The organism is Planctomycetaceae bacterium (assembly GCA_041398825.1).
In the GTDB taxonomy this organism is placed as follows: domain Bacteria; phylum Planctomycetota; class Planctomycetia; order Planctomycetales; family Planctomycetaceae; genus F1-80-MAGs062.
In genome coordinates, this window is record JAWKTX010000007.1 from 219,626 (window position 1) to 235,839 (window position 16,214).

General features: G+C 53.6%; 6 protein-coding genes. 2 read left to right on the forward strand and 4 right to left on the reverse strand.

From position 1 onward, the window contains the following. The first annotated feature begins 31 nt into the window (after nt 1-31). The gene (locus tag R3C20_14415) at nt 32-3,229 is read left to right on the forward strand and encodes a PAS domain S-box protein (protein MEZ6041697.1); all 3,198 of its coding nucleotides are present in this window, start codon (nt 32-34) and stop codon (nt 3,227-3,229) included. Between the two features lie 680 nt (nt 3,230-3,909). Here the strand turns inward: R3C20_14415 and R3C20_14420 are convergent. Both R3C20_14420 and R3C20_14425 read right to left on the reverse strand, forming a co-directional pair. Next, nucleotides 3,910-5,685, reverse strand: coding sequence for a GIY-YIG nuclease family protein (locus tag R3C20_14420; protein ID MEZ6041698.1), 1,776 nt, complete (start codon nt 5,683-5,685; stop codon nt 3,910-3,912). 853 nt (nt 5,686-6,538) lie between these two features. Further along, nucleotides 6,539-7,492, reverse strand: a complete 954-nt coding sequence (locus R3C20_14425) for a 3'-5' exonuclease (protein MEZ6041699.1) — start codon at nt 7,490-7,492, stop codon at nt 6,539-6,541. Nucleotides 7,493-8,400: 908 nt separating this feature from the next. Between R3C20_14425 and R3C20_14430 the strand changes: the two genes are divergently transcribed. After that, entirely contained in the window at nt 8,401-9,978 is a 1,578-nt protein-coding gene (locus R3C20_14430; GenBank protein ID MEZ6041700.1) for a sulfatase, read from the forward strand. Nucleotides 9,979-10,067: 89 nt separating this feature from the next. Here R3C20_14430 and R3C20_14435 read toward each other — a convergent pair whose 3' ends face one another. Both R3C20_14435 and R3C20_14440 read right to left on the reverse strand, forming a co-directional pair. Next, a complete protein-coding gene (locus tag R3C20_14435) occupies nt 10,068-14,606 on the reverse strand; it encodes an SUMF1/EgtB/PvdO family nonheme iron enzyme (GenBank protein ID MEZ6041701.1) in 4,539 nt (1,512 codons plus the stop codon). A gap of 186 nt (nt 14,607-14,792) precedes the next feature. After that, entirely contained in the window at nt 14,793-16,160 is a 1,368-nt protein-coding gene (locus R3C20_14440) for a C45 family peptidase (protein ID MEZ6041702.1), read from the reverse strand. Nucleotides 16,161-16,214: the final 54 nt, after the last annotated feature.

Below are 16,214 nucleotides of genomic sequence, written 5' to 3' on the forward strand. Positions count from 1 at the left end.
ACGTGCATCCACAGATTCAATGAGTGTTTCGATGGACTCATCCGCAAGCATGCATGAATCTCGTGAGGCCGACTGGCAGCTTGCTGTTTATTTCGGTTTTGTTTTTTGGGGGCTGGCGTGGCTGAGCAGGCAGTTGTCGCTGTCCGACAGTTCTTACATACCTTTCTGGCTGCCGTCGGCTGCGTGGCTCGCTGTATCGATGGTGATGTCGATCCGATCGTGGCACCGACTGATGTTTGCGGCATTTGTCGGAAACGCAGCGTTTGATCTTTCCATAGGCACCCCATTCCTGACTCTTGTCGGTTTCTACCTGTCCAACTTAATTCAGGTTGTCGTTGGGGTCTTTCTGTTGGCCAGGTTTAACGGTCAGCAAACAAAGTTCCATTGCCTGAGGGAGTTTCTTTGGTTCGTGGCCGTTTGTGGCGTCATTGCGCCCGCTATTGGAGCTGCAGGAGGCGCTTTCACTCTGGTCCAGTCCGGATGGAGCACTTCCTTCCTGGATTCGTGGGTTACATGGTCTGCCAATGGAGCGATGGCCAATCTGTTGGTTGTCCCGCTGGCTATTGCATGGATTTATCCGTTTCGTTCCGGCAACAGCGGCTTCTCGCGGAAACGCCTTCTTGAGTTCGCACTTCTTTGGACAGCGATGGCGGTTGCTACCTGGTACGTCTTTGTTCCGGGTGGAGGAGTTTTGATGCCGAGCAAATCGCTGCTGCTGCTGTTTCCTCTTTGGGCAGCCATTCGAATGAGCCTGCGGAGTGTGTCCGTTTTGATTCTCAGTATGGCAATTCTTTCCGCATTCTTAACGACCCATTTTCTGCAGGGATTGTCACCTGATCAAATGGCTGACGGGCTGCATGTTCGAACACTGCAGTCATTTCTTGCCGTGGCGGTACTCACGGCGCTGGTACCCAACATCGTGATTTCGGAGAGAAATCAGAATCTTGTGAGGCTCACGGAAAGCCAGCAGGTGACTCGCCTTGCGACCGTGACCACTGGTGTGGGGATTTGGGAGTGGAATCTGCATACAAACGCGGTTCGCTGGGACGAACAGATGTTTCAAATCTACGGGTTGGAGGTAACCGGCGAGCGAATTGTGGACTACAGGACATGGAGCTCAAGTGTTCATCCGGAAGATCTTCCGGAGCAGGAGCGAATACTGAACGACACCATTGAGAGGATAGGACAGAGTCGTCGAGAGTTTCGGATTCGTCGTCATCGTGATGGCCAGTTGAGATTCATTCAGGCAACGGAGGTGGTTGATGTCGACGCAACGGGAAAGCCGGTTGCTGTTGTGGGAACCAATCTGGACATTACAGATCGCAAGAGCACTGAGCAATCGTTGCGCACGAGTGAAGAACGTTATCGACGATTGATGGAGTTTCTTCCGGAAGCAATCCTGGTCTGCGCTCAGGGACGGGTCGTTTTTTGCAATCCTGCCAGTGTCCGATTGTTTCGTGCGGATTCTCCGTCGCAGCTTCTTCAAAAGCCGACAAGGGACCTGGTTGAGATTGAACATGATGAAGCTGAGCAGGCTGAATCCAGCCCGTTCGTGTCACAGTGCCAGCCGACTGAGGACGTTCTTCGAACGATCTTTCGCCTGGACGGCAGTTGCAGCTCGGTGACGGTGACATCTGCCTCGATTAGTGATGTCGGCGAAGATGCCGTGCTGGTTTGTTTGCGCGATATCAGTGAGCGCGAGCGAACCATGAACCTGCTGCGTTCGGTGTTGGGAAGTGTGACGGATGCGATATTTACGATTGATTTGCAGGGCATCATTCGTTCGGCCAATCCCACGGCGGAGCGGTTCTTTCAATATTCCGTGGAAGAGCTGCTTGGTCAACATATTTCACTTTTGTTGCCAGCTGTTGGACAGGCTAACAAAAGTATCGGGGACTTTGTAAGTGCGGTGAACGAAACGGTTGCGGTTGCAAAAGAGCATGAGTTTGAGGGACATCGAAAAGACGGATCCCGTTTTCCCGTGGAGTTGACGGTCACCGAGTTCCTACTGAGCGGTGATCAGCATTTCACCGGTGTTGTCCGAGACCTCACTTCTCGCAAGCGACTGGAGACGCAGTTGCTGCATATACAGAAGATGGATGCGGTCGGTCGACTGGCCAGCGGAGTGGCCCATGATTTCAATAACCTGCTTACGGTCATCAATGGTTACGCCGATCTCCTGCTTGCCGACATGGAATCAAATGATCCTGACCGAAATGCTGTCTCTGCAATACTGGATGCTGGTACCAGAGCGGCGTCTGTGACTTCGCAGCTGCTGGCTTTCAGTCGACGAACGGTCATCGCGCCGGTGGTTCTTGATCTCAATGAAATTGTCGCACAGTCACATCAGCTTCTTCGGCGACTGATTAGTGAAAACATCGACGTGAAAGTGGTGGCGGATTCTCACTGCTTTGTTTACGTAGATGCGAATCAGATTGGCCAGGTGATTATGAATCTCGTGCTCAATGCGCGGGATGCGATGCCGAACGGCGGACAGATTTGTCTAAAGACTCAACGCATCTGCAGCACTAACGGAGGACAGTCCGGCCTGTCGGGTTCATCCGGAAATCGAGACTTCATCCAGCTTTCTGTCTCGGATGACGGTGTTGGGATTCCGGAGGAGATCCGAAGCAAGTTGTTTGAGCCATTCTTCACCACAAAGGAAGTGGGAAAGGGAACAGGACTGGGACTGGCAACCGCGTACGGCATCATTCAGCAGGCAGGCGGCCATCTTGAAGTGGAGAGTCAGGTTGGACGCGGCACTGTTGTTCGGGTTTTGCTGCCTGCGGCGGAACAGCCGGAAACGTCATGGAAAGCGGATCGTGTTGCTGGAGAACAGGATCAAAACGCCGGAAAAGGTGACGAGCGAATTCTGCTGGTAGAGGATGACGATTCGGTACGCAGGATCACAACGGTGGTGTTGCAGTCATTTGGTTACACCGTCGTTACCGCATCAAACGGCCCCGAGGCAATTGATTTGCTGCAGCAGGATCTGCAGCCCGACATACTGATCACAGATGTTGTGATGCCGGAGATGAGCGGGCGGGAACTGGCCGACAAGGTACGAATCATCGCCCCGAAAATTCGTGTGCTGTATTGCAGCGGCTATACCGACGATGCTGTTCTGCTGCATGGAGTTCGAGTAGCAACGGACGCCTATATTCAGAAGCCTTACACCCCGGTCGGTCTGGCGAAGAAGGTTCGTGCTGTGATTGACGGTGTGGGCTGAGCGGACTGCATCCAAATCAGGTCGGGACATCACTTCCGGCGTTTGTCCCTGCGGAGTTCTTCCTCAATGACATCCATGTCAAGTGACAGAAATTCCGATTCGAAGCTTGTCTGCCGGTGTGTTTGAAGGTCTTTCGCAGGATACGAGCAACTAAGCGGCCGATTCTGGCATCATTCGTTTTGGCAGGAACCAGCAGGTGCACTGCTCCGGTATGAACACGAACACAATGAGGGCGAAGCACTCTTCAATCCACCCGACATTGTGCGACTACGACAGGGTTCTCCTCCAGCCGTTATTCGTGAGCAGAGGCAGACGACGAGAGCAGGAGAATGTGAGCTCATGCAAATGCCGTCGGTCTTCAAAACGACGATTGGTATTGTGGCTGGGATCTGTCATCTCACCAGCGTATCAAACTCACGGAAACACAAACACCGGCAAAGCCAGTGGCACACATTAGGCCGCATGATTCACTTTCGACCGAAGTTGGACCGGGCCACCCCGCCGAGAAAGGCACGGGCCACGCCTGCAATGGCTGCCTGAGCTGAACGAGTGCCAAACGTTCATGACCTTCAGCCCCGCAACGGCTGCAATCCAACCCTGGCCGCCCAGAATCGGGCATCGGAAAAGGAGACGTGGTGAATACGCCCTTTATGGATTCTTCGCCTGACGCCTCAGCCATTTTAATCCACGTCTTCTTCGTCGGATTCGTAGTCAATCCCCTGAGCGTCTGCCATCTGTTCCATGTCTGCAAACTCTTCTTCGGGCATTTCCATGGTGCGATGATATTCCAGAGCTTCAGCATCAGCGATGTATTCTACGTTCCCATGAAGTTCGAGAACCGATTGATGGATAGTCTCTAAAGCGACTCGAAAATACTCCTTTCGGAAATTCACACGGTTAACGCGAAAACGGCTGAGTGCCTTGTGGAGTGCGTGTTCGAGTGCGGGAGCGTCTTCAGAGAAGATCATCATGTGAACGTCGAACGGGAACGGAACAGAAGCGTCGCCCAATTCTTTGACCCGGTCCAGCGGCTCCAGTCTTCTGGTAAGACCGACTTTAAACACATCGGCACCGAATGAGCCAATGTTGCTAATGACATACACGTGACCAGCTTTGGTCAACTGTGCCTGCGCGATAGCACGCTGCCCCCTCTCTTCTGCCTCTCGCAGTTGCCGCTGCAATTCTTCGACTTCTGCTGAATGTTCAGCTCCAGCCTTCGAAAGTGCAGCATTCAATGCTTCCTGAATCGCCTTCTGCTCCGCAGCAGCTCGTTTTCTTGCTTCTTCAGCTTCCTTGATTGCTTTTTGCTCAGCCCGCATCTGCTGATTCAGAGAACGTTGTCGCTCCATCTCGGCCTCTTTCCGAACTCTTAATTCGTAGTCCCGTTTCAGTTGCCCAAATATGTCCTTCTTCATCTGCTCAGGAAGTATATATGCTTCTTTCTCGATAAACTGAATGGCCTTTTCAATCCGGCCTTTCTGAATCTGATAGTTGTCCCCACGTAGCTTCTGGGTCCACCACTTTAGTTGCTCATCCAAATAGCGTTTGGCCACGCGGTTCACAGTGTCGCGATCTTCTTCCGCATCCTTGAGGAGCTGATGGGTCCGGCCCATAAGCTCTTCGCAGCGACTTCGAGTTTCGTCCTCCAGTTGCTGCTTTATTTCTGTGAGGTCACGCTGCAACGTGTTGTAGTTTCGAGTGATTCGGCGGAGTGAATCGGACCGTTCTGCCAGCAAGTTTTCCGTCTGCTGCAATCGCGATCGATACCTGCTGGAATCACTTCGATGTTGATAGGTGATAGCAAATAAATATGTACCGCCAGAAAAGAAGGCGAAGTTCAACAGCACCGCCAGGAATGGCGATGTCATGAGAGCCACAAGACTGATGATCGACAGCAAAACCAGAACGCCTGTCATGGTTACGACAATGAAGTCGTACTTCCCCCAGGGCTCGACAGGAACATTGTCAATCGGAGGACGTTCAGCTTGAAGGAAGTTAATGAACTCGGTTCGAGTGCCACATTCAGGACACCGTGGCTTGGCTGAATGGAACGATGGAGGCACACAAATTCGTGCGGAACACTCCCGGCAGTAACGTGAATCGCTCTGCTCTGCGTCTTCATTGAACTCAGCGCAAACCGACAACTGCTGCCAATCCGCTGTGCCATCTTCCGGCTTCAGGTATGCATCCGCAGGAATAGAATTCTCAGCCAGGGCAATGCGAATCTGGCCGCGAGTGAGATTTCCAGCCTTTCGTTTGTCAGTGGCAACACTCCAGAGTTCAGAGTCCTTGCGTGACACTCCATCGTCTTTCGAAGACTCCTGCGCGGACTTGTCTTCTGTCGCAGGCACCTTGACTTTAGCCTCGCATTTCGGACATTTCAGTCGGCGTCCAGCGAACTTTGGGTCGACTGTCAGTCTTTTCTTGCAGTTACCACACTCGATCATGATCTTCATTGCCGCAACTCATTCCAAACCACAGAATATTGCCTACAGGGGACGAAATCCTACGGGTTACAGATCATAGATGGTACTGTAAGAATCTAAGCCGCAGTTATTCAGCGCTAGAATTGAGTTCCCGGGTGGAGCACCAGTAATTTGACCGAACGATCCTGCAGATGAACCGCTTCAATTAGGTTGACATTGATGGAAACCTGATGCTTTTCCGGAGTTACGCGCACGTCATGGCAATAACGATGGAGGGAGTTGTTCTCCAAACGCACGATGGAGGGACTGCGAAACTTAGTCAGCGGAGAAACCAAACGGGGTGCAGTAGGAACCACGGTTCTCAATGCATTGGCCTTCTCGTAGTCAGGTTAGTGACGCACGAGACCCACGGACAAGCAAGTGTGAGCTTGCGCACTCAGAGTATGGACCATTGGGTAACGGAGATTGTCGATGGCCGTGCCATGGCTCGGGAGCAAATCGACGAATGCGGAACGAGGGACAATTGATTCGGCTTCATTAATGAAACCTGAAAATGAGCTGACCTTTCTTGAAATGTGAATTGCTAGCGTGTTGCAGACGCTGGAGTGTATTGCTTGCCTTTTTCTACGGCTACTGCCGCTCCTACTCCCTGGATGCGTGTGGAAAAAGCCTCATTCCAGCAGTAGTGAACGCTAAGGCCGGTTACACCAAACCCAATGGTGAAGAGGCGCTACTCCATTTCAATTCGAACCCGCGCAGAAGTTTAACGAATGGGGCATCGCAACTGTCATGTCAGCGGACGCTTGAAGGAAAATCGCAGTAAACCTGGCGGCGGACAAACACCTAAAGAAAATCGCCGCCCGATTTGCTGCCTTGTTCGTCCTCATTGTCCCGGTGCCCAGCCGAGCTTTGCAAGACAATGGTGAAGACGACGTAACCTCCTGACTTCCCGGTCATCGACCCATTCGTCACTTGCGAATTGTGAAATTGCACTGGCAAACGCCCGAGCATGTAACACACGAATCTGTTCTGGCCTGAGGCCCCCACGCCGTCGCTCCGCCAAGACGTACGCCAATTCTTCGTCGGTGATCTCCAAGTCCGCCAGCACTGTTTTCAAGGTATCCCAGTATCCCGCAATCGCTTGCCGAACTGGATCGATAGAAACACGGAACCCTGCCCTTGAAACCACTGCATCAAATCGTTGCAATCCGAATGCTGTCGGGTCAGGAAAAGGTTCGTGGTCGAAGCTGTTGTTGAATTTGTAGGTCTTCAGTGCTGCAAGCTCATCGTAGGTGCGAACATTCTGCTGACGGATTTCTGGCAAGTAATTACAGAACAATTGCCCTGCAGCCAATGCGTCATGTGCAGCAACATGCGACGCAGAATAGTCGACTCCGTGCTGCCGACATGCAACCTCCAACTTGCAGCGAGAACCAAGACCAAGCATCGAACGCAAATACATAAGACAGAAGTGCGGCGGATCGTGGCGAACACCTGCATTTGATAATTCGAAGGCGAGGAATTTGATGTCAAAGTAGACGTTATACGCTGCGATGACACAGTCTTTTGTTGCGGCAAGCATTTCACCAGCGATGTCGTGAAATCGTGGAGCATTCGCGACATCCGCATCCGATATCCCGTGTATCTCGGTTGCAGCCATTGGACGCGACGGATTGACCAGAGTGTCGAACACAAGTCTTGGTTTTTCACCAGGATCAATGCGCACAACTGAAGCCTCGACGACGCGATCGTAACCTGGCGTCAGTCCGGTTGTTTCAAAGTCGATGACAGCAACAGGTGTGTCTTCGATTTGACGAGTCGCAATACCGGTTGCCATGCTGATTCACCTTGCTGAATTGATATCGCGCCCCGAGTGCAACACGTTCGCGTAAGCGAATTGGGCTTCTCGTGGTTCCGTCCTCGTTCGATTCCGAGACCAATCTGGTTCATCCGATTGTGAGCCGCAAGCCTAGAACCACTGACGACGACGAAAAAAAAACAGGATTCTGAGGTGCTGCTGTGTGCCGCGGGGTGGCAACGTCGAATGTTGATCGGGATCTGATTACAGCGACGTGAAGTGTACCACTGGCTCGGCCAGTGCGAGTTTCAATGGAAGCAAATTCCGGATTGGTGAGACCATTCCGGGTCAGGTTCCTGCAACGTTGGCAGGTCCGGGTCGATTCCTTTCCGGGGATGAAACTGAGCACGGGAGCGTGTGAAATCTTCCAGAAGTTGCCGAGTGTGTCTGGATGCAGGTTGTTTCGTATGAGCAAGTAAGCAACCGATTCTGGCATCATTCGTTTTGGCAGGTACCAGCAGGTGCACTGCTCCGGTATGAACACGAACGCAATGAGGGCGAAGCACTCTTCAATACACCCGACATTGTGCGACTGCGACAGAATTCCATGTCGCTCGGATTAGGCGAGGTTTGCCCAAAGTCACCCCTGAATACCCAGGACTCACTACTGACCAATCAGGCAGGTAGGCGGGGCCAAGCTGTGCGACCCAGCATTTTCCGTAAACCAAGGCGTACAGGTCGCATGTCTCACCGTTCTTGCCTGCCCTTGAGTATCACCGGATCGTGTGCGTTTGGATCCGTCCGTCGCGATCGATCTTTCTTTCAGTTAAAGTGTTCTCCGCCCGTGGGTGTCTGATTGCGCAGTGATCGTTCCTGAATGGATCGGCGGGCGGCCAGACTGGTGTCCCGAAAAGAACCGTCCAAAAAATCCCGGAAGGCCAATCCGTATGTTGCAATTATTCGCCAGTCACGATTCATCTCTTCGGCTTGCCTTCGTCAGGTCTGATCACGAAACAGCGATGGAATGGCGTGATGCCAGTAGTTTACGTACATCGCTGCGGGTGGTGTTGGTGTTTCTTCTGGCGACACGAATTCTGACACCAGCCGTCGCGGCGAAACCGCCGAATATTTTGTTCATTTTCACGGATGACCAGCGCAATACCACGATGGGCTGTTCGGGCCATCCTGTGGTCCGGACACCTCACGTTGACAGCCTGGCCACTTCGGGAGTGCGTTTCGAGAACGCATTCGTCTCAACCTCGACCTGCTGGGTCAGCCGAGCGTGTTTGTTTACCGGTTGCTATGAGCGACGACACCTTTATCGAAAACAACCAGGACCACTCGACCCTGACCTGTGTCGTTCGTCTCATTTCTCTGTGTTGAAGGCGGCTGGCTATCGAACCGGCCATCTGGGAAAGGAACATGTGACTCTGAGCGATGTTTCAGCAGAAGAGATGTTTGACGTTCGGCGTCGACTGGGTCGCAATCCCTATTTCAAAGAGCAGCCCGATGGTAGTCAGCGGCATGAGACCGATATCATTGGCGACTGGGCGTGCGAGTTTCTCGACCAGCAACCTTCGGCAAAGCCCTTCTGTCTGCAGCTGAGCTTCAATGCGCCTCATGCTGAAGACGGCGACCGCCGCCCGGGTATCGGACATTACCCGTGGCCGCAATCCACGGACGGTATGTACGAAGACCAGACAATGCCGCTGCCGCGATTGCGGGCCGATTCGATCTATGACGCTCAACCTGACTTCCTGAAAGCGTCCATTAACCGTCAACGATTTTTCTGGCGCTGGGACACCCCGGAAAAGTATCAAACCAACATGCGAGCTTATCTGCGGATGCTGTCGGGAATTGACAATGTCGTTGGGCGTCTGAGAAACAAGCTGAGTGAACTGGGCATCGCCGACAACACAATCATCATCTACACAGCCGATAATGGCTACTATCTGGGTGATCGCGGTTTCGCCGGAAAATGGACACACTATGAGGAATCACTGCGGGTACCCCTTGTCATCTACGATCCGCGAGCCACCCAATCAAACCGCGGACGTGTCGAGCCATCAATGGTGCTCAATAGCGATCTCGGCCCAACGATTATCGACTTGGCCGGGCTGAAAGCACAATCCGCGCACACCGGACACAGCCTGCTGCCGCTGCTGCAGAACCAAAAGCCAGAAGGATGGCGGACGGATTTCCTGTGTGAATTTCTGGCCGTACCGGCAACCATTCCTGAATGGGAAGGCGTGCGCAGCGATCGCTGGGTTTACGCTCGGTACTTTGTTGACGGAAAGGATGAAACTCCGTTCGAGTTTCTGCATGACCTGCAGAATGATCCGGACGAACTGGTGAACCTCGCATCAACGGAGGAATCCACTTCTTCACCGTCCGTAGTCGAGGCACTGCAATCGATGCGAAAACGTTGCGACGAATTGGTTGCCCGGAACGGACCCTCGATGAAAGAAATCCTTTCAGAATCGACCGCATCCAAAAAGCGACCGGGGAAGAGATCATCAAAGTAAGCGATTCACAGTCAGGGATCGTCTCAACAGGCGATTGTCCCTCGATGATTCGTGGCCACGAATGGATAACGGCACAACGACAAGAGCGACTACCTGTTGTCTTCCATCGGTGGAAGGGTTCGGGCGAGACGACAACCGCTGTAATAAACTCGGTAGCTGGGTTGTTCGTGGTGTCTGGCCGATGAACGAGAAATGACTGCCGAGTTGAACCAGCCACCTCCCCGAACAATGCGGTCGGTACCGTCGTCGTTTCCGGTAGGGTTGGATCCATCCGGGAATGGACCATACCAGTCGTGACACCACTCAAAGATGTTTCCATGCATGTCGTACATGCCACTCAGATTCGGCCGAACGGTCCCGGGAGGGTGGGAATGTCGGGACGAATTTGCATTCCACCAGGCATAGTGGCCGAATAAAGATTCGTCGTTTCCAAAAGAAAACGCGGTGTCGGTACCAGCACGGCAGGCCCGTTCCCACTCAGCTTCGGTTGGCAGTCGATAGCCCGATTTTTCAGGCCGAAAGGGCCAGCTGCGGGGAAAGGTATTTCCATCATCCAGCTGGACAGATTCTTCTTCCGGCACAGTGCTGGCTGCGACGTAACACTGATTCTCCGGCAGTCCCTGCTTCTCTGTCAGCCAGCGACACAACAGGATGGAGGTATACCATGTCGGACCACAGACTGGTACATCTGACGAAGGACTGTGCTCTTCAAAATATCCGTCGGTGCGTCCGGTGTCTTCCTGAAATTTCTTCCAGAGATGAACGGTCACTTCGGACTGACACAGGGCGTAGGGGCGCGTGAATTCCACATCGTGCAGAGTTTCATCTTCTTTGCGACCAGGCTCACCTGATCGCGAACCAATTCCGGCGACGCCTGGTCGGAACACAATCCACGTGAGGAATTCTCCTGCGAGCTCTTCGACGAACCATTGTCTTCGTCCATCGGGATCGTAGGGCACGACATGGTGATCGACTTGTTCAACATGTTTATTCTGGCCCCAGCGTCTCAGCAGCCACCCTGCTGCACCGTGAATACCGGAGCTGGGATCACTTGCATACCAGCGGGCAATTTTTTCGACGAGCGAATCGAAATCCGAAGCCGCGAATTCGTCCGGCCCGAATTCGCCGAGCGCCAGGATTGCAGCAAATCTCTGACTGTCAGAAGAGGCGTCATTCAGGCAGGCCCGAACAGCATCGACCTGAACCTTACGGTCTTTCAGGCGATGAATTGTCTGAGTCATTGATTCGGGATCGCTGGTCGTGGTGAATGCCGGAAGTGCAGCCTGATGATTCCCCAGACGCAACAGAGTCACTGCCGCACCGGCTCGCCGCTGGCCGAGGGATACTCGCTCAGCCGGAGTCAATTCGGCGTCAGGCAACTGCTGGACGATGTCCGAAAGTGTCTGCAGAATCTGCGAAGCATTCTGTTGCTCAGAAAGCAGCGCATTGAGAATGATTTCGTGCTGGATGGAATCTGCAACTGAAACCAGCTCACACAGTCGCACGTGGTCATCTGCAGCGTAGTCGGCTAGAGCACTCGCCGACGCCACTCGTTCTGTTTCTCCGCGTGAAGGGTCTCGGAAAATGACTTCGATCGGATCCAGCAGCCGCTCTGCCAGTGGCCGAAGGAACTCCCGCAATTCGCGCTGATATTCAGGGCTGGATGCCACAAGCTGGTCGGCGAGCATGTCTGCGTCGTACGCGGACCATTTCAGATCCGATGGCGCATATTCGGCCAGCACCATTCCGGCACGAAATCTTCGTTCGGGTGTTTCATTGTCCGAATGGAGCACGTCCCAGAGCTTCGATTCGATTTCGCGCTGCGAACTCTGCAGACTGTCGCGAATGACTGGAAAGCGGTCGAGTGTTTGCAGGTTTCCATCCAGCAGTTCAGCTGTCAGAAAGTCAACCTGAGACTTGTCGACAGGAAGCAGTGCCAGGCTGGCGTGAATTTTTGTCTTGTTGTTTGTCTCATCGGATGCGAGCATCTCCTGGAGTCCCGGGTCTGTCCAGGTCCGGTATTCCGACATTTCCTGAACAATCACCGGAACCTGCGATGGTTCTGCATCCACAAGTCGAGCCACGAGAGCATCGGCATGACGACGATTATTTTCATAGCGAATGTTGTGGCGAATCTGCAGGCCCGTTATCAATAGAACAGACGCGATGGCAGCGCCGATTGTCCCTCGGATTGCATGGAACTTATTCGCGGCATTCATCATTCGCTGCTCAGGGGCGGTCCAGTTGCTGCGCCGGGTGAGTAACGAAATATTCATCCACTCCCACACCGCCGGAAGCTGCCTTGATTCGGGCTTGCAATTCCATGAAGCAGAGCGGTCGGCAAGCCTGAGCTCTGCACGGCCCCGCATCGTTTCGCGTTGCTTCTGAGTCAGCCAGGCTCGCAGGGCCGGAACAAGATAGTCATGAGTAAGCTGGTAGAACTTCAGATCTGACGGTGCGTCATCATCAGCCTGATTGGGCGATTCGGTAGGGGTAATGAGTCGGAGCTCGGCATTCAGGATGGAGATAATTCGATCAAACGATTCCCTGTCCGAACATTCCGAAACAGCAAACAACTGACAATACGACTGTGCCTCCCCTTTGATGTCGGTATCTGCACCGGGATCCGGCAGAAGTGCGTTCAGCACTGCCCGAATCTCCTCCTGATACTCTCGGAATTCTTCCCGCGCCCCGGCTCCGAATTGCTCCTCAAGAAAGACGATCCCCGTGCCCTCTGTGCCGCCCACACGGGACAGGGTCTCGGGCGACCATTCTTTGTTTCGAAACATTTCCGAGAACAGGCTCAGCCGTACTGAGATGACAGAGCCGTCCACCGATAGTCCTTCGACAGCCCGATTCAGAAACAGATCCTGATACGGTGTGGTGTTCCCGGGACTGGCGGGTAAGCAGCCCAGTGCTCGACCAAAAATGGCAAGCACCTTCCGTGCATGGCGTTTTGAAAACAGGTCCACCATGGCACTGTTTCCGCCTTCGACCAGAGGAACCTCGAGGTCGTGCATGAACCGTGTGGCCATTCGCCAGAAGTCATCCCGAACCATGACGATCACCTGAACGCGTTCGCCATCGGCCTGTCGAATTGCCTTGACGAGTTCAGAGTTTTCCGAAACCCGGTGCGCATGCAGCCATTGTTCGAACTGGTCGATGATAATCAGCACCTTCTGGCCCGGTGGAAGCAGGTTAACACTGCGACGAACCAGGGAGAGGGCCTGGGTCATGTCATTCTGCTGGCCGATTCCCGGTACGACTTCTCCCAGACCACGAAGCAATCGCTGCTCTGTATCATCCGGGGTCGCTTCGAAGTAGACGACGCGTACATGATTACTGAGTCGCGGGATCAGGCCTGCTTTGACCAGAGACGACTTTCCACAACCCGATGGTCCGTAGATCAGACCAACAGAGAACGTTCCGTTGGTTTGCGTTTCTTCGACCCGCGTCTTCCAGAATCGAATGCTGTCAGGGAGTCCGTTTCGGTCGGTTGGACCGGGTAACAACTGCAGGAAGAACTCGGCATCGTTGGCATCAAACGACTTGAGCCCCTTTGGCCTGACCGCTGTTTGAACACGGTGAGATGACGGCTCTCTCTGCTCATTCCAGTTCCTGGACCCGGATTGTGAACGAGTTGTGAGATTGCCCCGGTCAGCACCGGGGTTCGAAACTGTATCCCCGGGTACCGTCGAGTACAGCCAGCACCGCAGGTCTTCTGCCATATCATGGGCAGTCTGGTACCGATCCACGGCCCTGCGACTCATGGCTCGCTGGCAAATGCGCTGCAGTTCAACAGGGACTGAGGCCCGAAGATCACAGGGAGAAGGTGGATCGCAGGTGAGAATCTCCTGGACGAGCTTCCGAACCTTTGTGGACTTGAATGGGCGTTGACCAGTCAACACGACATAAAGAACCACACCGAGGCTGTAAATATCCGTTCGGGCGTCAACCCGATGCCCTTCACCGCGAAGCTGCTCTGGGCTCATGTAAGCGGGAGTGCCGCTCATTCCAGCTTCACCGCTCAGGGCCGCTTCTTCCTCAAGTGCGAGCCCAAAGTCTGTGACGTAGGCATTCTCTTCGTCATCCAGAAGAATATTGGCGGGTTTGATGTCACGGTGGATCACACCCGTCTGATGCATGTAGTCCAGTGCGTCTGCAACCATGACTATGATGTGAATTAAAGACTCTGCTTCCGTCCCCGATGCAATCAGATCCGCCAGATCGCGCCCCTGGATATACTTTGAGACCATGTAGCACTGACCCAGTTCATCGCGACCGACGTCATGCACAGGCACGATGTTCGGGTGATCGAGTCGTGCTAGCATTCTGGCTTCAGCAACAAAGGCGTCAGCCTCACCAGCTGTAAAACGTCGCCCGTGTCGAGGCATCTTAATCGCCACCAGGCGCTGTAATTCCGGATCGAATGCCATGTAAACAGTACCGAACGACCCCTGTCCTAATGGCTTGCGGATCTGATACCTGCCAACCTGCTCCGGTGGCGGAATCCGAATGAGTTCCATTTCATTCGTTGCCCCCATTTCCGGACCATTCGTTGAGACGGACACCGTTTCTGCACCGGCAACCAGGTCTGCGATGATCGTGGAATCGGATTCGCCCTGCACGAAGCCACACTGCAGACAGCGGGCAGCGAAATCATCAGACGATGACTCGAAGGGAGTTCCACACTGCGGGCATATTGAAGGCATAAATTGGTCCGGGGCTCGCTGCTTCGCGACCAGCCAACCTGAACAGGCGAATGCGAGTGAAATCTGGCATCTTTCAAAGACATCAGAACGAATGCTGGTTTATCAATCTCCAAATGTTGACCACGGCTGAGACGGGCGAGAAATAAGATACCCTTCCAGCCAGTCGTACTGTGGATGCATCTCCAGGTACTGATCGGCGTCAAAGCGCTCACCACAAGCTCGTCCCCAGCGACCATGAAGACCCATTCGTTCGGCAGAGCGGGTATCCGCAACTTTACCGTCGACCGCTCCCCAGGGATAAAATGGTGGGTGACCATGAGCATTGCCAACATGCGCATTGTCTTCATCAATGTGGCCACAAAGGGACCGCGAACTCGCCCGAATCTCTCCCAGATATTCGTCGTAGTGATCGGCGATCATCTGCTTTGCGATCGAGGCGTCAATTTTGCCATAATTCTCTCGCATGAGTTTTTTCCAGCGAACACGTCGCGCACCACTGCCGGCGATATCACTCCAGGCTCCGGGATCGCTCGTCTCAAGCACTCGAAGTCTCAGATCCGACGCAATATTCTGACCGCAGAAGAAGCCGTTCTTTGTTCGCTCAACGGGGCTTTGACAGGTGAGTCCCAATTCATACCGAGCGATCTCTCCTGTTCTGGAGTCTCCCAGTAACCAGCTGTTGGCATATCCTCCGTTACGACCACTGGTCATGGTGTCAACCCACTCGTCAATGGTGGTCGAATACTGACATGCCCTGCGCGACCGATAGAATTCAGGGATCTGCGTTTCGTCAAACCCGCTATAGCCATCGATCGTCGTTTCGGTAATCATCAGGCCCGCGCCATTGATTGTGAAGTCCATCATGCTGGCAATCCATCCGGGGGCCGTTTGCATCACAATACGTTGGCCCTGTACGGGCTGCAGGTCGATGATGACATTGAAATGCTGCGCCTGAAGAAACGCATCCCACGTATTATGGGCCATCACGATGCTGCCATCGCTGGTGGCATCACCGGTCGCGATAAACGCGCTGCATCGGTGTCCAACTTCCCGGTGTCGTGCCGGCCGTTCGGGATGCTGTTTGTTTTTCTGAGTTGGCCACCACGAATAAACAAGGTCGACAAAGCTGTTCCAGGCCAGAATTTCATCAAAGGATGTTTCGACACCCTGAGCCTGAGCTCCCTGTGCAATACCTTCCATCTCTGCTTTCAACTCGTCGTCAATAAAGTGAAAGTAGAGACGCCGAGCAGCATCGATGAAATAGTCGAAGTCCTGAGCGGTGAGCCATCGAGCCCAGTAACGATTTGACCGCAGAGCGGCCTGCAGTTCGTGTGCCAGGTGATATCCGTGCTGAAAGCCTCGTTCAAACGGCTCCCCGGAGGTTTTCAGGTGGATCCATCCGTCCTGTCGTTGCAATCGACTGTGGTTCCGAATCCATATCGACTCATCATCAGTTAGTGGTCGAGACATGATGGCCCTACGGTTGGTATATCGGGATGGTAAGCGCACCGCGACAAACAGAGG

What these genes read in the sequence shown, in the direction of transcription:
- R3C20_14415 (MEZ6041697.1), top strand. Translation starts at nt 32, where the DNA reads ATGGACTCATCCGCAAGCATGCATGAATCTCGTGAGGCCGACTGGCAG.
- R3C20_14420 (MEZ6041698.1), bottom strand. Translation starts at nt 5,685, where the DNA reads ATGAAGATCATGATCGAGTGTGGTAACTGCAAGAAAAGACTGACAGTC.
- R3C20_14425 (MEZ6041699.1), bottom strand. Translation starts at nt 7,492, where the DNA reads ATGGCAACCGGTATTGCGACTCGTCAAATCGAAGACACACCTGTTGCT.
- R3C20_14430 (MEZ6041700.1), top strand. Translation starts at nt 8,401, where the DNA reads ATGTTGCAATTATTCGCCAGTCACGATTCATCTCTTCGGCTTGCCTTC.
- R3C20_14440 (MEZ6041702.1), bottom strand. Translation starts at nt 16,160, where the DNA reads ATGTCTCGACCACTAACTGATGATGAGTCGATATGGATTCGGAACCAC.